The following is a 19,889-nucleotide window of genomic DNA, read 5'->3' on the forward strand; positions in this document are numbered from 1 at the left end:
TGCCCCGAACCGAGACCGGCACCCGCAAGGCGAGCCGATCGCGCCAACCACCAGAGGAGCAAGACGATGGAATCAAGACTCACGGGAGCCACACGCCACCTTCCCCGGCGGCTGGCGCTGGGCGCCGCGGCGATCTCGCTGCTGGCCGCCAGCGTATTCGGCCAGATGGCGCAGGCCGACGATGCCAACACCACCGGTCTGGCGGTCACCGACACCACCGTGACCGTCGGCCAGCTGCACTCGGCGACCGGCACCATGGCGATCTCGGAAACCGGTTCCATCCAGGCCGAACGCCTGGCCATCGACCAGATCAACGCCTCGGGCGGCATCCTCGGCCGGCAGATCAAGGTGATCCAGGAAGATGGTGCGTCCGACTGGCCGACCTTCGCCGAAAAAGCCAAGAAGCTGCTGGAAAGCGACAAGGTCGCCGCCGTGTTCGGCTGCTGGACCTCCGCCTCGCGCAAGGCCGTGCTGCCGATCTTCGAGAAGGACAACGGCCTGCTCTACTACCCGACCTTCTACGAAGGCCTCGAGCAGTCCAAGAACGTCATCTACACCGGCCAGGAAGCGACCCAGCAGATCCTCGCCAGCCTCGACTGGATCGCCAAGGAGAAGGGCGCCAAGACCTTCTATCTGCTCGGCTCCGACTACATCTGGCCGCGTACCTCGATGAAGATCGCGCGCAAGCACATCGAGAACGTGCTCGGCGGCAAGGTCGTCGGCGAAGAGTATTACCCGCTGGGCAACACCCAGTTCGGCTCGCTGACCAACAAGATCAAGCTGAAGAAACCCGACGTGGTGTTCGCCGCCGTGGTCGGCGGTTCCAACGTGGCCTTCTACAAGCAACTGAAGGCCGCCGGTATCACCAGCGACAAGCAGACCCTGCTGACCATCTCCGTAACCGAGGATGAAATGCTCGGCATCGGTGGCGAGAACATGAAGGGCTTCTACTCCTCGATGAAGTACTTCCAGACCCTGGATAACCCCAACAACAAGAAATTCGTTGAGGAATTCAAGGCCAAGTACGGCAAGGACTCGGTCATCGGCGACGTCACCCAGGCCGGCTACCTCGGCCCATGGCTGTGGAAGGCGGCGGTCGAGAAGGCCGGCAGCTTCGACGTCGACAAGGTCGTCGCCGCGTCCCCAGGCATCGAGCTGACCACCGCGCCGGAGGGCTACGTGAAGGTCCACGAGAACCATCACCTGTGGAGTAAGGCACGCATCGCCGAAATCCAGGGCGACGGTACCTTCAAGGTGGTCCACGAGTCCGAGCTGATCGAGCCGAACCCGTTCCCGAAAGGCTATCAGTGACGGTTTGACGGCGAGCTTCGAGCGCAAGCCCCCTCTCCCCGATAGGGGAGGGGACCGACGGGCGCCGCGCTTACCGTCGACAGGCTCCCATCCCCCCTCTCCCCTCGGGAGAGGGCCGGTGAACGGGGGACGGCTCCGCCACGAATTCCACCACCCCACCCAGGAGACCAATCATGGAGTGGCTATCCGACTTCGGCGCCATCGCCGTCATGCAGGGCTTCAACGGCTTGTCGGTGTTCTGCGTGCTGCTGTTGATGGCACTCGGCCTGGCGATCATCTTCGGCCAGATGGGCGTGATCAACATGGCCCACGGCGAGTTCCTCACCGTCGGCGCGTACACCACCTACGTGATCTCGACGCTGACCCTGCACTACGTACCGGCGATGCAGCCGTACTACTTCTTCTTCGCCATCATCGCTTCGTTCTTCATCGCCGGCGCCCTGGGCTGGCTGGTGGAGTGGGCGATGATCAGCAAGCTCTACCACCGTCCGCTGGACACCCTGCTGGCGACCTGGGGCCTGTCCCTGGTGATGCAGCAGGCGTTCCGCTCGATCTTCGGCGCGCGCGAGGTCGGCGCGGAAATGCCGGAGTGGATCATGGGTTCGTGGAACCCCACCGAGACCATCGACATTCCGAAGAACGGCCTGTTCGTGATGGGCCTGACCGTGCTCTGCACCGCCACGCTGTTCATCATGCTGTACCGCTCGCGCTGGGGCCTGCACGTGCGCGCCACCATGCAGAACCGGGTGATGAGCCGCGCCGTGGGGATCAACACCCGCAAGGTCGACCGCATGACCTTCGCCCTCGGCTGCGGCGTCGCCGGGGTCGCCGGCGCGGCCTTCACCACCATCGGTTCCACCGGGCCGACCGCGGGTTCGCTGTACATCGTCGACACCTTCCTCACCGTGGTCTTCGGCGGCGCCGCCAGCCTGATCGGCACCATCGCCTCGGCGTTCACCATCGCCCAGGCGCAATCGATCATGGAGTTCTTCCTCTCCGGCTCGATGGCCAAGGTGCTGACCCTGTCGGCGGTGATCCTGATCCTGATGCTGCGTCCGCAGGGGCTGTTCTCGATAAAGGTCCGGAAGTGAAAAGTCGCTTTCAACCTACTGCGCGCCCCATCTGCGGCGTCGCGCAGTGCTCGTTTCCTCAACGTACTCGATGTACGCCTTCGTCACTGCGCTCCGGGCTTCTTGCAGCTGGAGCTGCTCGCTACGGTTCAAAGCGACTTTTTGTCCGCCGGGAGATTTGCTGATGAAAAACGCCTACGAAAACCTGCTCGGCGGCAAACAGGGGGCCATCGGCCTGCTGGTGCTGGCCGCGCTGATCCTGGTGGTGTTCCCGCTGGCGCTGGACACCTTCCGCCTGAACATGGTCGGCAAGTACCTGACCTATGCCTTCGTCGCCGTCGGCCTGGTGCTGTGCTGGGGCTATGGCGGCATCCTCAGCCTCGGCCAGGGCATCTTCTTCGGTGTCGGCGGCTACTGCATGGCGATGTTCCTCAAGCTGGAGGCGTCCGACCCGGAGAGCACCAAGATCCAGTCCACCCCCGGCATCCCGGATTTCATGGACTGGAACCAGCTGACCGAGCTGCCGATGATGTGGCAGCCGTTCCACAGCTTCGGCTTCACCCTGGTCGCGGTGGTCGCGGTGCCCGTACTGCTGGCGCTGATCATCGGCATCGCCATGTTCAAGCGCCGCGTCGGCGACGTGTACTTCTCCATCGTCACCCAGGCCATCGCGGCCATCCTGACCATCCTGATCATCGGCCAGCAGGGCCTCACCGGCGGCGTCAACGGCATCACTGACCTGAAGACGCTGCTCGGCTGGGACATCCGCGACAACTCGGCGAAGGTCATCCTCTACTTCGTCAACGCCTTCCTGCTGCTGGGCTGCATCCTCATCGGCCGCTTCGTGCTGACCTCCAAGCTCGGCCGCCTGCTGATGGCGATGCGCGACAAGGAGGAACGTGTGCGCTTCTCCGGCTATGACGTGGCCAGCTTCAAGATCTTCGTGTTCTGCCTGGCGGCGGCCTTCTCGGCCATCGGCGGGGCGATGTTCGCCCTGCAGGTCGGCTTCATGTCGCCGAGCTTCGTCGGCATCGTGCCGTCGATCGAGATGGTCATCTTCGCCGCGGTGGGCGGGCGCATGTCGCTGCTCGGCGCGGTGTACGGCACGCTGCTGGTGAGCTTCGGCAAGACCTACTTCTCCGAGAGCTTCCCCGAGCTGTGGCTGTACCTGATGGGCGGCCTCTTCATCGTCGTGGTCATGTACTTCCCCAACGGCATCGCCGGCCTCTGGGAAAGCCACGGGCGCAAATGGATCGCGCGCTTCCCGCTCGGCAAGCAGCTGTTCGGCGTGCCGCCGCCCAAGGTTCGCGTGTTCGCCGCCAAGCCGCCCGCCGCCTCGCCCGCCCGTGAACTGGAGACCGCGCCATGAACAGCCCAGCAGGATTCCAGGCCGCCAAACCGGTCCTCGCCATCGAGGGGCTGACCGTGTCCTTCGACGGCTTCAAGGCGGTCAACGACCTCAACCTCTACGTCGACCGCAACGAAGTGCACGTGGTGATCGGCCCCAACGGCGCCGGCAAGACCACGGTGCTCGACCTCATCTGCGGCAAGACCAGGGCGACCTCCGGCAGCATCGAGTTCGACGGCCGCGAGCTGACCAGGATGAAGGAGTTCGACATCGTCCGCGCCGGGGTCGGGCGCAAGTTCCAGAACCCGTCGATCTACGAGAACCTGACGGTGTTCGAGAACCTGGAAATGTCCTACCCGAGCGGGCGCAAGGTGTTCGGCGCGCTGTTCTTCAAGCGCTCGCCCGAGGTCATCGCGCGGGTCGAGGAGGTCGCCGGGGAAATCTTCCTCAGCGACTTCCTCGACAAGCAGGCCGACCTGCTCTCCCACGGCCAGAAGCAGTGGCTGGAGATCGGCATGCTGCTGATGCAGGGCCCGGAGTTGCTGATGCTCGACGAGCCGGTGGCCGGAATGAGCGTCAGCGAGCGCGTGCAGACCGCCGAGTTGCTCAACCGCATCAGCCAGGGGCGTTCGGTGCTGGTCATCGAGCACGACATGGAGTTCGTCAAGAGCATCGCCCACAAGGTCACCGTGCTGCACCAGGGCAAGGTGCTGGCCGAGGGCAGCATGGAGTCCGTGCAGAGCAACCCGAAGGTGATCGAGGTGTACCTGGGGCATTGAGACCCGCGATGCAGGCTTTTGTAGGGTGCGCCGTGCGCACCGAAGAGTCCGCCACGTCGTGGCCAGCGGTGCGCATGGCGCACCCTACGGCGGCATGGCGTTGGTGCAGAGCAATCCGAAGGTGATCTGAGGCCGGGATACCGGCTTTGTAGAGGGCGCCGCGCGCACCGAAGAGTCAGCGGCGATCGATCTACTGACGGTCCGCGGATCGCCAGCAAGCTGGCTCCTACACATACGCAATGGTGCGCGTGGCGCACCCTACGTTGGAGTGACACACATGTTCCAGATCAGCAACCTCGTTTCCGGCTACGGCCAGAGCCAGATCCTCCACGAGTTGAACCTGACCGTGGCGAAAAAAGAGATCGTCGCGGTCATGGGCCGCAACGGCATGGGCAAGACCACCCTGTTCAAGAGCCTGATGGGCGTGCTGCCGCAATGGGGCGGGCAGATCAGCGTCGACGGCGCCGACATCTCCGCGCTGGAAACCCACCAGCGTGTCGAGCGTGGCATCGCCTACGTGCCCCAGGGGCGGATGATCTTTTCCCACATGAGCGTGCTGGAGAACATCCAGACCGGCCTGCCGGCGTCGGCCAGGGGCAAGGTGCCGGACGACCTCTACGCGCTGTTCCCGGTGCTCCACGAGATGCGTTCGCGCAAGGGCGGCAACCTCTCCGGCGGCCAGCAGCAACAGCTGGCCATCGCCCGTGCGCTGGCCACCAACCCCAAGGTGCTGCTGCTCGACGAACCCACCGAAGGCATCCAGCCGTCGATCATCAAGGACATCGCCCACAAGCTGAAGGAGATCCGCAACCTGCGCGACCTGACCATCGTCGTCTCCGAGCAGGTGCTGTCCTTCACCATGGAGATCGCCGACCGCTTCCTGGTGATCGAGAAGGGCAAGTTCGTCGTCGAGGAAACCCGCGACAAGGTGGATGAGCAGACCATCAGCCGCTACCTCTCGGTCTGAGCCTGTTACGGCCTCTGGCTGTCCGGCCGACGCCCGCTCGTCCCGGACGCAGAACATCGCGTAGGCCGCAGGGGTCTTTCCTTCACAGGTAGAGCGTGGAGGAAAGCGCCATGTCCGGTACCGCGAAGAAAACCGATCCGGCACTGTGGGAAACCGTCAAACAGCGTGTCACCGCCGGCGACAAGGGTGGCAAGCCCGGCCAGTGGTCCGCGCGCAAGGCCCAGTTGGCGGTGCGCGAATACCAGCGCGAGGGCGGCGGTTACCTCGGCGACAAGCCGGCCGACAACGCCCTCGCGCACTGGACCGAGGAGGACTGGGGCACGCGCTCGGGCAAGCCCTCCGGCGAGACCGGCGAGCGTTACCTGCCCGAGCGTGCCCGTGCGTCGCTAAGCCGCGCCGAGTACGCGCGCACCTCGCGCAAGAAACGCGCCGACAGTCGTCGCGGCCAGCAGCATTCCGCGCAGCCGGAAGACATCGCGCGCAAGACCGCCGCCGAGCGCGCGCCCTCGCTGGGCCGCCTGGCCAAACCCGAGCTGCTCAGGCGCGCCGCCGAGCGCAACATCGCCGGCCGTTCGCGGATGAACAAGGTCGATCTGATCGAGGCGCTGAAGCGCGCCGGCGAGGCCTGAACGCCGCATGCCGCGCGGCTTTGCGGCCCCGCGCCCGGCGCACGAAAATGGCCTGCGCGTGGCGTTTTCAGGCCGTTGGCACGTGCCGCTCGCGCCTACGTCATCCGACGTATTTCCCGCATCGCCTGCTGAATCAAGACTAGCTCCCGACCCGGCCGCTGCGCCGAAACCCTCAAGGTCCCAGGAGCTTTGTCATGACCGAAACGCTGATCAAGGTCGACCTCAATCAGGCCGCCACCGACAACGAGCAGATCCACAACCGCTGGCATCCGGACATCCCGATGGCCTGCTGGGTCAAGCCGGGTGACGACTTCATCCTCGAAACCTACGACTGGACCGCCGGCGCGATCAAGAACGACGACGACGCCAGCGACGTGCGCGACGTCGACCTGTCCACCGTGCACTACCTGTCAGGCCCGGTGGGCGTGCAGGGCGCCGAGCCGGGTGACCTGCTGGTGGTCGACCTGCTCGACATCGGCGCGCGGCAGGATTCGCTCTGGGGCTTCAACGGCTTCTTCTCGCAGCAGAACGGCGGCGGTTTCCTCACCGATCACTTCCCCCACGCGCAGAAGTCGATCTGGGACTTCAAGGGCATGTTCACCAGCTCGCGGCACATTCCGGGCGTGAACTTCGCCGGCCTGATCCACCCCGGCCTGATCGGCTGCCTGCCGGACCACAAGATGCTCGCCGACTGGAACAAGCGCGAGCAGGAGCTGATCGACACCAACCCGACCCGCGTACCGCCGCTGGCCAACCCGCCGCTGGCCGCCACCGCGCACATGGGCAAGCTCACCGGCGAGGCCCGCGACAAGGCCGCGCTGACCGGTGCGCGCACCGTGCCGCCGCGCGAACACGGCGGCAACTGCGACATCAAGGACCTGTCGCGCGGCTCGAAGATCTTCTTCCCGGTCTACGTCGACGGCGCCGGCCTGTCGGTGGGCGACCTGCACTTCAGCCAGGGCGACGGCGAGATCACCTTCTGCGGCGCCATCGAAATGGCCGGCTGGGTGCACATGAAGGTCGAGCTGATCAAGGGCGGCATGGCCAAGTACGGGATCAAGAACCCGATCTTCAAGCCCAGCCCGATCGTGCCCACCTACAACAACTACCTGATCTTCGAAGGCATCTCGGTAGACGAGGCCGGCAAGCAGCACTACCTGGACGTCAACCTGGCGTACAAGCAGGCCTGCCTCAACGCCATCAACTACCTGACCAAGTTCGGCTACTCGCCGGCCCAGGGCTACTCGCTGCTCGGCTCGGCGCCGGTGCAGGGGCACATCAGCGGCGTGGTGGACATCCCCAACGCCTGCGCGACGCTGTGGCTGCCCACGGAAATCTTCGAATTCGACATCAACCCGAGCGCGTCCGGCCCGATCAAGCACCTCGATGGCAGCATCGACCTGCCGATCGCCCTGGACAAATGAGTTCTCCGCCCGGACCGGCCTGGTGCTTTGGACGGCGGCCAGGGCGGTCCGGGTGGCGGACACCCGCATTGGCAAAGGGGCGCTGCGCGCTTCCCGAACCCCCGAGGTGAGCATGCCGATCTACGAATACGACTGCGCCGAATGCGGCGACTTCACCATGCTGCGGCCGATGGCCGAGCGCGACCAGCCCTGCGCGTGCCCCTACTGCGCCGGCGAAAGCCGAAGGGTGATCCTCTCCGCGCCGCGGCTGGCGACCATGGCCGGCAACACCCGCGCCGCCATCGAGACCAACGAGCGCGCCGCCCATGCGCCGCAGACCGTCGCCGAGTACGCCAGTAAGCGCAAACACGCGGCCGGCTGCAGCTGCTGCGCGCCGAGCAAGCCGAACCTGCCGACCAAGGCCAACCCCCACGCCCTCAAGGGCAAGCCGGCGGGACGGCCGTGGATGATCAGCCACTGAGGCTGCGCCTGGATCGCTGCGTCCGGGCCTTCCGTAGCCTGGGCTTCAGCCCACCAACCACCCCGCGATCTCAACGCGCCCGAAATCCGAGGAGAGCCCCATGCGTCACGGTGATATTTCCAGCAGCCCGGACACCGTCGGTGTCGCCGTCGTCAACTACAAGATGCCGCGCCTGCACAGCAAGGCCGAAGTCCTCGACAACGCGCGCAGGATCGCCGAGATGATCAAGGGCATGAAGCTCGGCCTGCCGGGCATGGACCTGGTGGTGTTCCCCGAATACAGCACCATGGGGATCATGTACGACCGCGACGAGATGATGGCCACCGCGGCGACCATCCCCGGCGAGGAAACGGCGATCTTCTCCGCCGCCTGCCGCGAGGCAAAAACCTGGGGCATCTTCTCGCTCACCGGCGAGCGCAACGAGTCGCCGGAGAAGGCGCCGTACAACACCCTCGTCCTGATCAACGATGCGGGCGAGATCGTGCAGAAGTACCGCAAGTGCATCCCCTGGTGTCCCATTGAAGGCTGGTATCCGGGCGACCGCACCTACGTCAGCGAAGGCCCGAAGGGCATGAAGATCAGCCTGATCATCTGCGACGACGGCAACTACCCGGAGATCTGGCGCGACTGCGCGATGAAGGGCGCCGAGCTGATCGTGCGCTGCCAGGGCTACATGTACCCGGCCAAGGAGCAGCAGGTGCTGATGTCCAAAACCATGGCCTGGGCCAACAACTGCTACGTCGCTGTGGCCAACGCCGCCGGCTTCGACGGCGTGTACAGCTACTTCGGCCATTCGGCGATCATCGGCTTCGACGGGCGCACCCTCGGCGAGTGCGGCGAGGAGGAAATGGGCATCCAGTACGCCCAGCTGTCGATCTCGCAGATTCGCGACGCGCGCGCCAACGACCAGTCGCAGAACCACCTGTTCAAGCTGCTGCACCGCGGCTACACCGGCGTGTACAACTCCGGCGATGGCGACCGCGGCGTCGCCGACTGCCCGTTCGAGTTCTACCGCACCTGGGTGATGGACGCCGAAAAGGCCCGCGACGACGTGGAAAAACTCACCCGCCGCAGCATCGGCGTCGCCGATTGCCCAGTCGGCGAACTGCCGCACGGCGGCAAGGAAAAGACCGCCGGCTGATGCCGCTGCCGCGCATCCTACAAATTGCCGAAGGCGCGACGTACGTGGACGTAGGGTGCGCCATGCGCACCGCAACACCGGCCGGTGCGCACGGCGCACCCTACAAACTGCCGAAGGCGCGGACGTACATGGACGTAGGGTGCGCCATGCGCACCGCAGCATCGGTCGGTGCGCACGGCGCACCCTACGAACCGCATGGGCGCCGCGACGCAGCCCACCCCACACCGCCGATCCGGAGCCCTGGCATGCCCTTCATCAATGACCTCGTCGAGCACAATCGCGGGCAACTGGCCGAGGCGCCGTCGCCGGCGGCAGATCGCCTGCAATCGCGCTTTCTCTTCGAGCCGGCGCAGGTGATGGCGCTGCTGCGAGAACGGATCGTCGGGCAGGAGGCGGCGCTGGCGGCGGTGGAATCGCTGCTGGCGGTGGTCAAGGCGGACATCGGCGAGCGCGAGCGGCCGTTGTCCGTGAACCTGTTCATGGGCCCCACCGGCGTCGGCAAGACCGAGATCGTCCGCCTGCTGGCCCAGGCGATACACGGCAAGGCCGACGCCTTCTGCCGCATCGACATGAACACCCTGGCCCAGGAGCACTACGCCGCCGCACTGACCGGCGCGCCGCCGGGCTACGTCGGCAGCAAGGAAGGCACCACGCTGTTCGACATCGAGGCGATCCAGGGCAGCTTCAGCCGGCCCGGCATCGTGCTCTTCGACGAACTGGAAAAGGCCAGCCGCGAGGTGATCCGCAGCCTGCTCAACGTGCTCGACAGTGGCCAGCTGGTGCTCAGCTCAGGCAGCCGGCGCATCGATTTCCGCAACAGCTTGATCTTCATGACCAGCAACATCGGCGCCCAGGAGGCCTGGCACTACCGTGCCGGTTTCGAGCGGGGCTGGCGCCGCTGGCTGCGCCTGCAACCGCGGCCGGGGCGCGAGAAGGCAATCGTCGAGGCGGCTCTGCACCGGCACTTCGAGCCGGAATTCCTCAACCGCATCGACCGCCTTCTCGCTTTCGAGCGCCTCGGTGGCGAGCGCCTGCCGGACCTGCTGGCCATCGAACTGGACAAGCTCAACCAGCGCCTGGGCCGGCACGGGCGCCAGCTTAAGGTGGATGACGCGGCCGCTGCGCTGCTCTGCGCCGGTCACGACCGCCGTTTCGGTGCCCGCGACCTGGCGCGCCGCGTGCGGACGCAACTGGAGCCGAAGGTAGCGGAATACCTGCTGCGCAACCCACAGGCCAATCGGCTGCGGGTGCTCGGGGGAACGGGGATGTTAAGTGTGGAAGGCGAGACGGTAGGGTGACCGCGCCGGCTCACCTATCTGCCGCCTGCCGACCCCCGATGTGTAGGACCGTAGGGTGGATCGCGCTTCATCGATCCCGCGCGCAGTGCGCGCAGTGACGGTGGATGAAAAAAACGTCATCCACCCTACATCTGGCAAGGCTCCCGGCGCCGGCGGCGGATAGTAGGGTGGATCGCGCTTCACCGATCCACCCGGCGCGGTAACGGTGGACGGAAAAAGCGTCATCCACCCTGCATCTGGCAAAGCACCTGGCGGCCTTGGCGGATCGCAGGCTCGGACCTTTCACCCGCTGGGTCAGTTCATCCCGTCGAGCAGCCCGGCCAGGTCGTCGGCGTGTTCCTCTTCCTGGGCGAGGATGTCCTCGAAGATGCGCCGGGTGGTCGGGTCCTTGTCGCCCAGGTACTGGACGATTTCCTTGTAGCTGTCGATGGCGATGCGCTCGGCGACCAGATTCTCGAAGACCATGTCGCGCAGGCCGTTGCCCTCGGTGTATTCGGCGTGGGAGCGCTCGGTCAGGCTGTCGGGGTTGAAGTCCGGTTCGCCGCCCAGCTGGACGATGCGTTCGGCCAGGCGGTCGGCATGTTCCTGCTCCTGCCCGGCGTGCTCGAGGAATTCATCGGCGGCGACGCTCGCCCGCAGGCCGGTCGCCATGTAGTAGTGGCGCTTGTAGCGCAGGTAGCAGACCAGCTCGGTGGCCAGCGAATCGTTGAGCAGCTTGAGCACGACGTCTTTGTCGGCGCTGTAGCTCTCGGTCACCGCACCGTTTTCGACGTGCTGGCGGGCGCGTTCGCGCAGGGTGTTCTTGTCACTCAGTTGTACGTAGCTCATCAGGAATCTCCTAGGCGTGGATCACGGCCTGACGCTCCTGCTCTGACGGCAGGATGGCCCAGGCGACCCTGTTGTGAGTGTTAGACGGTGCCAAAGGTTTCGCACCGTCGAGCCGTCTGGCTTCAACGCCAGTTGCCGGGCTGCTCGCGCTCAAGATCGGCTTCGTTCTCCGGCTGCGGCGCCGGTTTCTGCGGTACGTCCTGGTGCGCGGGCATCGGCGGCAACGGGTTGTGGGCGTTGTCCGGGGTGACTTTCGGCTGGGTCGGGTCCGGTCTGTCGCGGGGCGAGTCGGGGGTCATGGCAGTCTCCAGATTCAGCTGAGGGCGCGGATCAGCTCCGCCTTGCGCATCCTCGAACGTCCGCGCACGTCGCGCTCGCGGGCACGCTTCATCAGTTCGTCGCGGGTCATCTCGGTAAGGGAAGTGCTGCCGCTACGCGAGCGCGACTTTGCCGAACCTCGATTGGCCGGCTTGCCCTTGCGCGCGGCGGCGGCACGCTGGGCGGAGTCCTTGCGGTCGGCGCGCTTGGCGGTTTCGCTCTTGCGCTGGCCGGAGCCGCCTTTTTTCTCGCCACCGCCGGACTGCTTGTTCACCGTGGCCCAGGCTCGCGCCTCGGCTTCGTCGTTGGACAGGCCACGTTGCTCGTAGCTCTGCTCGATGTGCTCGGCCTTGCGCTTTTGCTTTTCGCTGTATTCGGATTTATCGCCACGGGGCATGACGGTTCTCCTGAATTCATGGGTGTTCAGGAGATTCGACTGGTGCCTGGGGCGAAGTTTCGGATCGCTGGACAGACGGCAGGGCGCGGTCCGGGAGGAACGCCGCCATCGGGCGATGGCGGCGGGCTGGCTTACAACTTGTGCTTGGTGCGCTCGTTGGTTTCCATTTCCTTGCAGGTCAGGAAGCCCTTGTCCTGGACACGGTCGTTGGCGTCGAAGGCGACGTAGTAGGGCTGTTCCTTGCCGTCGTGGTTGAGTACGTAGTTGTTGCAGCTGCCCGGATACACGGTGCGGCCCATTTCGCTGGATGCCGGACCGCCGAGGGCGAGGGCCTGCTCCTTGGTCATGCCGATCTTGACCTGCTCGACCAGAGGCTCGTGACGGTAGGTGACGTAGTCGACCGGGTTTTCCGGGTTGGTGGCGCAGCCGCCGAGGGTGGCGACAACAGCGGCGAGGGCGAGGCTCTGCTTGATCATGCGGATTATTCCTGTGCGGATGATGTGTGTCTGACAGAGCTTGGAGCGATGACCTTCGCCGGTAGTTCGCCGCTTGGTTTGATCCGCACTCGCGCGGCGCCTCTGCCGCATTCGGGCGAACCTACGCGCGGCCGCCGGGGTCACAAAAGTGAACCCCAGAAAAGGAATCCTGCGCATGTTGAAGTTTCTTGGTAGTACAGTCGGCATCATCTTTCTCATCGGCCTGATCGTCGTGATCGCGTTCTTCAAGCTGTTGTTCTGATCCTTCGCGGCGGCGTCGACCGGCGTCGCCGCTGCCGACAGGAGTCCGCACATGCCGCCTGACGCGCACACCCGCTATCCCCTCGTTCTCGTGCATGGTCTGCTCGGCTTCGTTCGCCTGGCCGGGCGGCCTTACTGGTACGGCATCGATTCCGCGCTGCGTGAGCAGGGCGCTCGAGTTTTCACCCCCAAGGTGTCGTCGCTCAACGGCAACGAGGTGCGTGGCGAACAACTGCTCGAACGCATCGACGAGATCCTCGCCGCCACCGGCGCGCAGAAGGTCAACCTGATCGGCCACAGCCAGGGCGCGCTGACGGTGCGCTACGCGGCGGCGCTCAGGCCGCAGTGGGTCGCCTCGGTGACCAGCGTCGGCGGGCCGAACCAGGGCTCGGAACTGGCCGACTATCTGGTGCAGAAACTGCCGCATAACGGTCGTCGGGAGAAGTTCGCGGCGCGCGCGGCGCATGGCGTGGCGCGAATGCTGGAGCTGTTCGAGAGCCACGAGTACAGCCTGCATCTGCCGCTCGACGGCATTGCCTCGCACCGCGCGCTCACCTGCGCCGGCATGCAGTCGTTCAACCAGCGCTTTCCCCAGGGCGTGCCCACGGTGTGGGGCGGCGAGGGGGACTACGAAGTGGACGGCGTGCGCTACTACTCCTGGGCCGGCACGCTGCAGCCGGGCGTCACCGACCGCGGCCGCAACCGTCTTGATCCGAGCCAGGCGATGTGCCGGACGTTGTCGCGTACCTTCGTCCGCGAGGCCGGGCAGAACGACGGATTCGTCGGGCGTTTCAGTGCCCACCTGGGCCAGGTGATCCGCTCGGATTACCCCATGGACCACCTCGACCTGATCAACCAGTTCTCCGGCCGCGTACCGGACGGCGTGAATCCTGTCGGGTTGTATCTCGAGCATGCGGCGCGTCTGCGTGAAGCCGGCTGCTGACGGCCCGCGCTCTGCTACCGCCCGCCGGTTTGGCTGAACTGCGGCAAAAACGCTCCTGTCGTTAATGGGTGTATCCCCAATGACAGGAGCTTTCCATGACCGATTATCCGACTCCGCCCTTCGCCAGCCAGCCGCAGCAGAACCCCGGCAGCCAGGACCGCATGAATCCGCTGCCGGACTGCGGCGAGGACAGCTACCAGGGTTCCGGCCGGCTGATGGGCAAGACGGCGCTGATCACCGGCGCCGACAGCGGCATCGGCCGCGCCGTGGCGATCGCCTTCGCCCGCGAGGGGGCCAACGTCGCCATCGCCTACCTGGATGAGCACGAGGATGCCAAGGACACCGCGCGTCTGGTCGAGCAGGCAGGGCGCAAGGCGCTGCTGCTGCCGGGCGACCTCGCCGACGGCGAGCTGTGTCTGCAACTGGTGGAGAAGACGGTCGCCGAGTTCGGCAAGATCGACGTGCTGGTGAACAATGCCGCGTTCCAGATGAGCCGCGCCTCGCTCGACGAGATTCCCGACGAGGAATGGGTGCACACCTTCGACGTGAACATCACGGCGATGTTTCGCATCGTCAAGGCAGCGGTGCCGCACATGCCCAAGGGCGGCTCGATCATCAACACCACCTCGGTCAACTCGGACATGCCGAAGCCGACGCTGCTGGCCTATGCCGCGACCAAGGGCGCCATCGCCAATTTCACGGCGGGCCTCGCCCAGCTGCTCGCCGAGAAGGGCATCCGCGCCAATAGCGTCGCGCCCGGCCCAGTCTGGACGCCGCTGATCGTCTCGACCATGCCCGAGGACGACGTGAAGAGCTTCGGCAGCGAAACCCCGATGGGGCGTCCGGGGCAACCGGTGGAAGTGGCGCCGGCATTCGTCATGCTCGCCTCCGACGAATCCAGCTACATTTCCGGCACCCGGATCGGCGTCACCGGCGGCAAGCCGATCCTCTGACCCGCGCGCCGCGCGCCGTCCTCCCGCAGGATGGGCGCGGTGCCACTACCGCTCGGCGGAGATCCAGAACAATCCCCGGCGCGCTGGGATCAACCCTGTGTAGACCCGGAGGATTGCGCCATGAGCGAGCACTACGAGATCCACTACACCCTGCAGGGCGAACCGCACACCGATGTCATCGAAGACCTCGATATTCCGATCATCGATGCGGTGAAGGAACTCGCACGCAAGAACAACCTGGCGGTGAACGACGATCTGGTCCTCGAGGAACTGGTCGAGTTGGCGCCGGTGGTGGGCATCAGCGACGTCAGCATCCAGCCGCTGGACTGAGCCGGTCAATCAGCCGTAGCGCTTCTTCGCCTCAATGGCGAGACCGCTGCCAATGCTGCCGAAGGTGTTGCCCTCCACGTGACGGGCGTTCGGCAACAGCGCCGCCACGCTGCGACGCAATGCCGGGATACCGCTCGAACCGCCGGTGAAGAACACTGTATCGACCTGCTCCACACCCACCTGCGCGCGGCGCAGCAGCTCGCCGACGCTGCCGCGCACGCGCTCGAGCAGCGGGTCGATGGCCTGTTCGAACAGCGGCCGGTCGAAGTCCGCGGTCAGGTTTTCCTCGATCCGTCCCAGATCGATGCGGTGCTCTGCCGCATCGGTCAGGGCGATCTTGCTTTCCTCCACCTGCATCGCCAGCCAGTGGCCGGCACGCAGCGCAATCAGGCGCATCAGGCGATCGATGCCGGTCGGATCGGCCACGTCGTAGCGCATGCTCTGCAGCGCCAGCTGCGATTTCTGTGCATAGACCGCGTTGATCGTATGCCAGGTGGCCAGGTTGAGGTGCACGCTGGTGGGCATCGGCGCGTCGCTCTTCATCCGGCTGCCATAGCCGAACAGCGGCATCACCCCACGCAGGCTCAACTGCTTGTCGAAGTCGGTCCCGCCGATGTGCACGCCGCCGGTGGCGAGGATGTCGCTCTGCCGGTCGGCGACCTGGCGGCGCTCGGGCGACAGCCGCACCAGCGAGAAGTCCGAGGTACCGCCACCGATGTCGACGATCAGCACCAGCTCCTCGCGCTCGATGGCGGATTCGTAGTCGAAGGCCGCGGCGATCGGTTCGTACTGGAAGGACACATCGTTGAAGCCCAGGGTGTGCGCCACCCGCACCAGGGTGTCCTCGGCGTCCTTGTCGGCTTCGGGGTCGTCATCGACGAAGTACACCGGACGGCCCAGCACCACCTGCTCGAATTCGCGCCCGGCATGGGCTTCGGCGCGGTGCTTGAGCTGGCCGAGAAACAGCCCGAGGATCGATTCAAAGGGCAGTGCGCTGCCGAGCACGGCGGTTTCGCTCTTCAGCAGCTTGGAGCCCAGCAGGCTCTTCAGCGAGCGCATCAGTCGGCCTTCGTAACCTTCGAGGTATTCGTGCAGGGCCAGGCGCCCGAACACCGGGCGGCGCTCCTCGAAGTTGAAGAAGACCACCGACGGCAGGGTGATCTTGCCGTCCTCCAGGGCGATCAGCGACTCCTCGCCGGGGCGCAGCCAGCCGACGGTGGAGTTGGAGGTGCCAAAGTCGATGCCACAGGCACGGGCCGGAGTTGAGAAGGTCATGGGCGCGCTCACCGGGAAAAAACGGCCGCGCAGTGTATGCGAGAGCGGCGCCGAATGCTTCCCCCGGTTATCGCCCGGAGGGAATCGGGCTCATGCCGTCAGGGCGCGGCGTCGGCCTGGCGTTTCTGCCGCCATTGCGACCACTCGAAACCCAGCACGATGAACAGCGAGAGGGCGAACGGCAGCAGCAGGTAGAGACCGCGGAAAACGATCAGCGCGGCCAGCACGTCGGCCTTCGGCAGCTCCGGCATCGCCGCGAGGAAGGTCACTTCGAGCACGCCCAGTCCGCCCGGCGCATGCGAGAGCAGCGCCAGCGAGAAGGACGCGAGGAACACCCCGAGCACCACCAGATAGCCCGGGTTATTGGCTTCCGGCAGGGCGAAATAGATGATCGCCGCGGCGCATGCCAGCTCCAGCGGGCCGGCCAGCAACTGGCGGAAGACGATGCCCAGTCGGGGGTATTCCAGGCGCAACTTGCCGTAGGTCCACGGCTTGAACTGGCGCCAGGAGCCGAGCACGTAGAGCGCCACCAGCGCCAGCAGGAACAGGCCGATGACCACCGAGAACCAGGGTGTGACGTCGGTGACGCGGTCGATCAGTTGCGGCCGGGCGATCAGCACGCAGCCGCCGGCGAGGATCGCCCCGAGGATGAAGGTGAACGAGCAGAAGACGATCAGGATGCCGATTTCCTGGGCCGACAGGTTCTTGCTGCGGTAGGCCCGATAGCGCACCAAGGCGCCGGAAAATACCGAAGCGCCGATGTTATGCGCCAGGGCGTAGGTGGTGAACGAGCAGAGCGTGATGAACCACCAGGAAATGTGCTTGCCCAGGTGGGCGACGGCGATGCGGTCGTACCAGGCCAGCGCGCAGTAGGCGCCGAGGGTTGCCGCGGCGGCCATCGCCCAGTTGTGCCCGGAAATCGCCTTGAGGCTCTCGGCGATCTCGTCCAGCGAGATGTTGCGCACTTCGTGGTAGAGCAGATAGCAGGACAGCACGACGGCGCCGAGGCCGACGAGGGTCCAGATCAGATCGCTCTTCTTTTTCATCATTATTGTTTTCCAGATCCCGATGCCGGGCGCAGGGCGGGTTCGTGCAGGCGACACGCTCGGGCCGCCGGCGAGTATGCCTGGCTGTCGGCCTCGACGGTATGGCTGACCTGGACGACGCTGCGGTCGGATACAGGCGCTTCGGTGGGGGAGGCGGCGTACGCTTTAGTCATCTGCTCGGTAGGCTGTGGTCGGGTTCCGATGATCGCCGGTTGGGCGGAAAGCTGCCAGCGGCGACCCCGTCCTCTATGTGACAAAGTATTCGTCGTATCACTCCCTGAGCGGTACGGCGCGCCGCGGGCAGGGCGGCGGGACCGCCTGTCGGGCGGCCGGCATCATAACGGCTGGTGCGAAGCTGGCAAACTGACCTGGGTCGTCTGCCACGCTCGCCACTGCGACCGAATGACACGGTAAGATTCGTGCATGCAAATTGCCTGAACCGCGCGCTGGCCGCGCTCGATCGGCACTGCGCCCCTGCGGGATTGCCCGTGCGACGTGGAGCAAACCCGCTTTTGATAAAGTGGGGCCGATTGATAACTAGATCCCGAACTGGCCTTGAACCCATGCAAAGAACCTCTCACCACGATTTACGCGCGGCATTCCGCGCGCTGCTGGAATCGGATTCCTGCTACAGCACGGCGTCCACCTTCGATCCCATGTCGGCGCGCATCGCCGCCGACCTCGGCTTCGAGGTTGGCATCCTGGGCGGCTCGGTGGCCTCGTTGCAGGTGCTGGCGGCACCGGACTTCGCCCTGATAACCCTCAGCGAGTTCGTCGAGCAGGCGGTGCGCATCGGCCGGGTCGCCCGCCTGCCGGTGATCGCCGACGCCGACCACGGCTACGGCAACGCGCTCAACGTGATGCGCACGGTGACCGAGCTGGAGCGCGCCGGAATCGCCGCGCTGACCCTCGAAGATACTCTCCTGCCCGCGCAGTTCGGGCACAAGTCCACCGACCTGATCTCGGTGCAGGAGGGCGTCGGCAAGATCCGCGCGGCCATCGAGGCGCGCATCGACCCGGCGCTGAGCATCATTGCCCGGACCAACGCCGGCGTGCTCGACAACGACGAACTGATCGCCCGCGTGCAGGCCTACCAGGCGGCCGGCGCGGACGGCATCTGCATGGTCGGGATTCGCGACTTCGCGCACCTGCAGCAGGTTTCCGAGCACCTCAGCGTGCCGCTGATGCTGGTCACCTACGACAACCCCGAGCTGCGCGACCGCAAGCGCCTGGCGGAGCTGGGCGTGCGTATCGTGGTCAACGGCCATGCGGCCTACTTCGCCGCCATCAAGGCGACCTACGACTGCCTGCGCGAGCAGCGCCAGATCGATGCCAGCGACCTCTCGGCCTCGGCCCTGTCGAACAAGTACACGCATCCGGACGAGTACCGCATCTGGGCTCGCGAGTACATGGACGTCAAGGAGTAGGTCGACGCTTTTCCGCGCATGGCCCTGGCGGAAGCACGCCACGCCTCTGGCGGATAACCGCCAGCGCGGGCGGGTTCGAGGGAATTGCCTGGGCGAGACGCACGATTGGGCGTGGCCGGGTTCCGATGTTCGCAGGTGGCGCCCTTCGCGCCGCGACGGGCACTTCGGTGCCGGAGGTTCACATGTCCAACCCGCGAACGACGCCTCACGAACGCGACGGCAATCGCGATACCGGTAATGCTGCCCAGCCCTCGCAGTCGCAGGAACAGTCAAACGGCAACGTCAACCCAGCGCCGTACACGGATGAGAAGTCCGGCAACGTGGCGCAGAAGCGGCCCTACGTCAGCGGCAACCGGGCGACCGGCCTGGGCCCCATGACCAACGACCCCAACAGGTCCGGCAAACGCCACTGAGCGTCAGGGTTTGGCCATGTGCCAGACCCCGCCCTTTCCCTCGCCATTCATGTCGCCCGGCGCGTTGTCCTGCATGAAGGTATACAGCGGGCGGCCCTTGTAGGCCCACTGCATGGTCCCGTCGCTGCGCTCGATCGCCGTCCAGTCGCCGCCCGCTTCCGCTTCCATGTCCGCCTGCAGGGGCGGCCAGTTTTCCACGCACTTGTCGACGCAGACGGATTTCCCGTGGGAATCCTTGTCGTAGGTGTAGAGGGTCATGCCGCTGTCATCGACCAGCATGCCGTCCTTTATCGCGGCGGGCGCATCTGCCAGGAGGGCGCCGGAAAACGTCAGGGCCGTAGCGGCGAGAAGGTACTTCAGGTTCATGCGCGCGTTCCTTTTCCAGTTCCAGGGAATCAGCAGGCCTGCGACATTCTGGCAGGCGACCTGTGCAGCGTAGATAGATTTTCGGCCGATGCCACGGCGCCGCGAAAGGCGCTGCGCGCATCGTCCGGCAACCCGTAGCGGGAGGTGAACATGGCCAGCGGTTGGGCGAACGACGGAGCGGTACAGGAGCAGATCGACAGCACCATCGAGGATGCCGTGCAGCGCGCACGCAGCCAGTTGGCGAAGGGCGAGAGCCTGAGCCACTGCGAGGAATGCGACGCGAAGATCCCCGAGGCGCGCCGCGCCGCGGTGCCGGGCGTGCGCCTGTGCGTGGTCTGCCAGGCGGCGTACGACAAGGAGCAGGCCGCCCACAGCGGCTACAACCGCCGGGGCAGCAAGGACAGCCAGTTGCGTTGAGCGCGGCGGGCG

Annotated in this window: 23 protein-coding genes; 16 read left to right on the forward strand and 7 right to left on the reverse strand. The window is 65.8% G+C overall.

Annotation, left to right across the window (positions count from 1 at the left end):
- Nucleotides 1-66 precede the first annotated feature (66 nt).
- The 10 genes from urtA to B2X67_RS02670 all read left to right on the forward strand — a co-directional run bounded on the left by urtA (nucleotide 67) and on the right by B2X67_RS02670 (nucleotide 10,427).
- Complete coding sequence (urtA, locus tag B2X67_RS02625; protein WP_282338635.1) at nucleotides 67-1,311, forward strand: urea ABC transporter substrate-binding protein; 1,245 nt, start codon at nucleotides 67-69, stop codon at nucleotides 1,309-1,311.
- A 173-nt stretch (nucleotides 1,312-1,484) separates the two neighbouring features.
- Nucleotides 1,485-2,402, forward strand: coding sequence for an urea ABC transporter permease subunit UrtB (urtB, locus tag B2X67_RS02630; RefSeq protein WP_282338636.1), 918 nt, complete (start codon nucleotides 1,485-1,487; stop codon nucleotides 2,400-2,402).
- 163 nt (nucleotides 2,403-2,565) lie between these two features.
- A complete protein-coding gene (gene urtC / locus B2X67_RS02635) occupies nucleotides 2,566-3,750 on the forward strand; it encodes an urea ABC transporter permease subunit UrtC (protein WP_282338637.1) in 1,185 nt (394 codons plus the stop codon).
- Nucleotides 3,747-4,508: an urea ABC transporter ATP-binding protein UrtD gene (gene urtD, locus B2X67_RS02640; RefSeq protein WP_090223960.1), complete on the forward strand. Its 762-nt coding sequence runs from the start codon at nucleotides 3,747-3,749 to the stop codon at nucleotides 4,506-4,508. The genes urtC and urtD overlap by 4 nt, the downstream gene beginning before the upstream one ends.
- Nucleotides 4,509-4,785: 277 nt before the next feature.
- Entirely contained in the window at nucleotides 4,786-5,475 is a 690-nt protein-coding gene (gene urtE, locus B2X67_RS02645) for an urea ABC transporter ATP-binding subunit UrtE (RefSeq protein WP_090223958.1), read from the forward strand.
- Between the two features lie 110 nt (nucleotides 5,476-5,585).
- Nucleotides 5,586-6,104, forward strand: a complete 519-nt coding sequence (locus B2X67_RS02650) for a Rho termination factor N-terminal domain-containing protein (protein ID WP_286784525.1) — start codon at nucleotides 5,586-5,588, stop codon at nucleotides 6,102-6,104.
- Between the two features lie 194 nt (nucleotides 6,105-6,298).
- Entirely contained in the window at nucleotides 6,299-7,528 is a 1,230-nt protein-coding gene (fmdA, locus tag B2X67_RS02655; RefSeq protein ID WP_282338641.1) for a formamidase, read from the forward strand.
- 112 nt (nucleotides 7,529-7,640) lie between these two features.
- A complete protein-coding gene (locus tag B2X67_RS02660; RefSeq protein WP_286784526.1) occupies nucleotides 7,641-7,988 on the forward strand; it encodes an FmdB family zinc ribbon protein in 348 nt (115 codons plus the stop codon).
- 100 nt (nucleotides 7,989-8,088) lie between these two features.
- Nucleotides 8,089-9,129: an aliphatic amidase gene (locus B2X67_RS02665; protein WP_090223951.1), complete on the forward strand. Its 1,041-nt coding sequence runs from the start codon at nucleotides 8,089-8,091 to the stop codon at nucleotides 9,127-9,129.
- A 245-nt stretch (nucleotides 9,130-9,374) separates the two neighbouring features.
- A complete protein-coding gene (locus tag B2X67_RS02670; protein ID WP_286784527.1) occupies nucleotides 9,375-10,427 on the forward strand; it encodes an AAA family ATPase in 1,053 nt (350 codons plus the stop codon).
- A gap of 294 nt (nucleotides 10,428-10,721) precedes the next feature.
- Here the strand turns inward: B2X67_RS02670 and B2X67_RS02675 are convergent, their stop codons facing one another.
- From B2X67_RS02675 to osmE, 4 genes are all read right to left on the reverse strand, one after another.
- Nucleotides 10,722-11,255, reverse strand: a complete 534-nt coding sequence (locus B2X67_RS02675; protein WP_090223948.1) for a ferritin-like domain-containing protein — start codon at nucleotides 11,253-11,255, stop codon at nucleotides 10,722-10,724.
- 122 nt (nucleotides 11,256-11,377) lie between these two features.
- Nucleotides 11,378-11,554, reverse strand: a complete 177-nt coding sequence (locus B2X67_RS02680) for a hypothetical protein (protein WP_273234882.1) — start codon at nucleotides 11,552-11,554, stop codon at nucleotides 11,378-11,380.
- A gap of 14 nt (nucleotides 11,555-11,568) precedes the next feature.
- A complete protein-coding gene (locus B2X67_RS02685; RefSeq protein WP_286784528.1) occupies nucleotides 11,569-11,970 on the reverse strand; it encodes a Rho termination factor N-terminal domain-containing protein in 402 nt (133 codons plus the stop codon).
- Nucleotides 11,971-12,101: 131 nt separating this feature from the next.
- Complete coding sequence (osmE, locus tag B2X67_RS02690; RefSeq protein WP_282338646.1) at nucleotides 12,102-12,446, reverse strand: osmotically-inducible lipoprotein OsmE; 345 nt, start codon at nucleotides 12,444-12,446, stop codon at nucleotides 12,102-12,104.
- Nucleotides 12,447-12,759: 313 nt separating this feature from the next.
- Between osmE and B2X67_RS02695 the strand changes: the two genes are divergently transcribed.
- The 3 genes from B2X67_RS02695 (at nucleotide 12,760) to B2X67_RS02705 (ending at nucleotide 14,933) form a co-directional block, all read left to right on the forward strand.
- A complete protein-coding gene (locus B2X67_RS02695) occupies nucleotides 12,760-13,650 on the forward strand; it encodes an esterase/lipase family protein (protein ID WP_282338647.1) in 891 nt (296 codons plus the stop codon).
- 95 nt (nucleotides 13,651-13,745) lie between these two features.
- Nucleotides 13,746-14,603 carry an SDR family oxidoreductase gene (locus B2X67_RS02700; protein ID WP_286784529.1) on the forward strand — a complete coding sequence of 286 codons (858 nt, stop codon included), beginning with the start codon at nucleotides 13,746-13,748 and terminating at the stop codon, nucleotides 14,601-14,603.
- A 120-nt stretch (nucleotides 14,604-14,723) separates the two neighbouring features.
- Nucleotides 14,724-14,933, forward strand: a complete 210-nt coding sequence (locus B2X67_RS02705) for a hypothetical protein (RefSeq protein ID WP_282338649.1) — start codon at nucleotides 14,724-14,726, stop codon at nucleotides 14,931-14,933.
- A gap of 9 nt (nucleotides 14,934-14,942) precedes the next feature.
- Here the strand turns inward: B2X67_RS02705 and B2X67_RS02710 are convergent, their stop codons facing one another.
- Both B2X67_RS02710 and B2X67_RS02715 read right to left on the reverse strand, forming a co-directional pair.
- Nucleotides 14,943-16,208 (reverse strand): Hsp70 family protein, encoded by a 1,266-nt coding sequence (locus B2X67_RS02710; protein ID WP_282338650.1) that lies wholly within the window; start codon nucleotides 16,206-16,208, stop codon nucleotides 14,943-14,945.
- Nucleotides 16,209-16,306: 98 nt separating this feature from the next.
- The gene (locus tag B2X67_RS02715; protein ID WP_282338721.1) at nucleotides 16,307-17,254 is read right to left on the reverse strand and encodes a lysylphosphatidylglycerol synthase transmembrane domain-containing protein; all 948 of its coding nucleotides are present in this window, start codon (nucleotides 17,252-17,254) and stop codon (nucleotides 16,307-16,309) included.
- A 563-nt stretch (nucleotides 17,255-17,817) separates the two neighbouring features.
- Between B2X67_RS02715 and B2X67_RS02720 the strand changes: the two genes are divergently transcribed.
- Together B2X67_RS02720 and B2X67_RS02725 are read left to right on the forward strand one after the other, a co-directional pair.
- Nucleotides 17,818-18,681 (forward strand): isocitrate lyase/PEP mutase family protein, encoded by an 864-nt coding sequence (locus tag B2X67_RS02720; RefSeq protein ID WP_282338652.1) that lies wholly within the window; start codon nucleotides 17,818-17,820, stop codon nucleotides 18,679-18,681.
- Nucleotides 18,682-18,863: 182 nt separating this feature from the next.
- On the forward strand, nucleotides 18,864-19,094 hold the full coding sequence (locus B2X67_RS02725) for a hypothetical protein (RefSeq protein WP_286784530.1): 231 nt from the start codon (nucleotides 18,864-18,866) through the stop codon (nucleotides 19,092-19,094).
- Between the two features lie 3 nt (nucleotides 19,095-19,097).
- Here B2X67_RS02725 and B2X67_RS02730 read toward each other — a convergent pair whose 3' ends face one another.
- Complete coding sequence (locus tag B2X67_RS02730) at nucleotides 19,098-19,460, reverse strand: hypothetical protein (RefSeq protein ID WP_282338654.1); 363 nt, start codon at nucleotides 19,458-19,460, stop codon at nucleotides 19,098-19,100.
- 150 nt (nucleotides 19,461-19,610) lie between these two features.
- On the opposite strand from B2X67_RS02730, the gene B2X67_RS02735 reads away from it, so the two are divergent.
- Entirely contained in the window at nucleotides 19,611-19,877 is a 267-nt protein-coding gene (locus tag B2X67_RS02735; RefSeq protein ID WP_282338655.1) for a DksA/TraR family C4-type zinc finger protein, read from the forward strand.
- Nucleotides 19,878-19,889: the final 12 nt, after the last annotated feature.

The organism is Pseudomonas sp. UBA3153 (genome assembly GCF_002364635.1).
Classification (GTDB): Bacteria; Pseudomonadota; Gammaproteobacteria; order Pseudomonadales; family Pseudomonadaceae; genus Pseudomonas_O; species Pseudomonas_O kuykendallii.

Excerpts from the sequence above, each read along its gene's own strand:
- urtA (WP_282338635.1), top strand. The coding sequence starts at position 67 with ATGGAATCAAGACTCACGGGAGCCACACGCCACCTTCCCCGGCGGCTG.
- urtB (WP_282338636.1), top strand. The coding sequence starts at position 1,485 with ATGGAGTGGCTATCCGACTTCGGCGCCATCGCCGTCATGCAGGGCTTC.
- urtC (WP_282338637.1), top strand. The coding sequence starts at position 2,566 with ATGAAAAACGCCTACGAAAACCTGCTCGGCGGCAAACAGGGGGCCATC.
- urtD (WP_090223960.1), top strand. The coding sequence starts at position 3,747 with ATGAACAGCCCAGCAGGATTCCAGGCCGCCAAACCGGTCCTCGCCATC.
- urtE (WP_090223958.1), top strand. The coding sequence starts at position 4,786 with ATGTTCCAGATCAGCAACCTCGTTTCCGGCTACGGCCAGAGCCAGATC.
- B2X67_RS02650 (WP_286784525.1), top strand. The coding sequence starts at position 5,586 with ATGTCCGGTACCGCGAAGAAAACCGATCCGGCACTGTGGGAAACCGTC.
- fmdA (WP_282338641.1), top strand. The coding sequence starts at position 6,299 with ATGACCGAAACGCTGATCAAGGTCGACCTCAATCAGGCCGCCACCGAC.
- B2X67_RS02660 (WP_286784526.1), top strand. The coding sequence starts at position 7,641 with ATGCCGATCTACGAATACGACTGCGCCGAATGCGGCGACTTCACCATG.
- B2X67_RS02665 (WP_090223951.1), top strand. The coding sequence starts at position 8,089 with ATGCGTCACGGTGATATTTCCAGCAGCCCGGACACCGTCGGTGTCGCC.
- B2X67_RS02670 (WP_286784527.1), top strand. The coding sequence starts at position 9,375 with ATGCCCTTCATCAATGACCTCGTCGAGCACAATCGCGGGCAACTGGCC.
- B2X67_RS02675 (WP_090223948.1), bottom strand. The coding sequence starts at position 11,255 with ATGAGCTACGTACAACTGAGTGACAAGAACACCCTGCGCGAACGCGCC.
- B2X67_RS02680 (WP_273234882.1), bottom strand. The coding sequence starts at position 11,554 with ATGACCCCCGACTCGCCCCGCGACAGACCGGACCCGACCCAGCCGAAA.
- B2X67_RS02685 (WP_286784528.1), bottom strand. The coding sequence starts at position 11,970 with ATGCCCCGTGGCGATAAATCCGAATACAGCGAAAAGCAAAAGCGCAAG.
- osmE (WP_282338646.1), bottom strand. The coding sequence starts at position 12,446 with ATGATCAAGCAGAGCCTCGCCCTCGCCGCTGTTGTCGCCACCCTCGGC.
- B2X67_RS02695 (WP_282338647.1), top strand. The coding sequence starts at position 12,760 with ATGCCGCCTGACGCGCACACCCGCTATCCCCTCGTTCTCGTGCATGGT.
- B2X67_RS02700 (WP_286784529.1), top strand. The coding sequence starts at position 13,746 with ATGACCGATTATCCGACTCCGCCCTTCGCCAGCCAGCCGCAGCAGAAC.
- B2X67_RS02705 (WP_282338649.1), top strand. The coding sequence starts at position 14,724 with ATGAGCGAGCACTACGAGATCCACTACACCCTGCAGGGCGAACCGCAC.
- B2X67_RS02710 (WP_282338650.1), bottom strand. The coding sequence starts at position 16,208 with ATGACCTTCTCAACTCCGGCCCGTGCCTGTGGCATCGACTTTGGCACC.
- B2X67_RS02715 (WP_282338721.1), bottom strand. The coding sequence starts at position 17,254 with ATGAAAAAGAAGAGCGATCTGATCTGGACCCTCGTCGGCCTCGGCGCC.
- B2X67_RS02720 (WP_282338652.1), top strand. The coding sequence starts at position 17,818 with ATGCAAAGAACCTCTCACCACGATTTACGCGCGGCATTCCGCGCGCTG.
- B2X67_RS02725 (WP_286784530.1), top strand. The coding sequence starts at position 18,864 with ATGTCCAACCCGCGAACGACGCCTCACGAACGCGACGGCAATCGCGAT.
- B2X67_RS02730 (WP_282338654.1), bottom strand. The coding sequence starts at position 19,460 with ATGAACCTGAAGTACCTTCTCGCCGCTACGGCCCTGACGTTTTCCGGC.
- B2X67_RS02735 (WP_282338655.1), top strand. The coding sequence starts at position 19,611 with ATGGCCAGCGGTTGGGCGAACGACGGAGCGGTACAGGAGCAGATCGAC.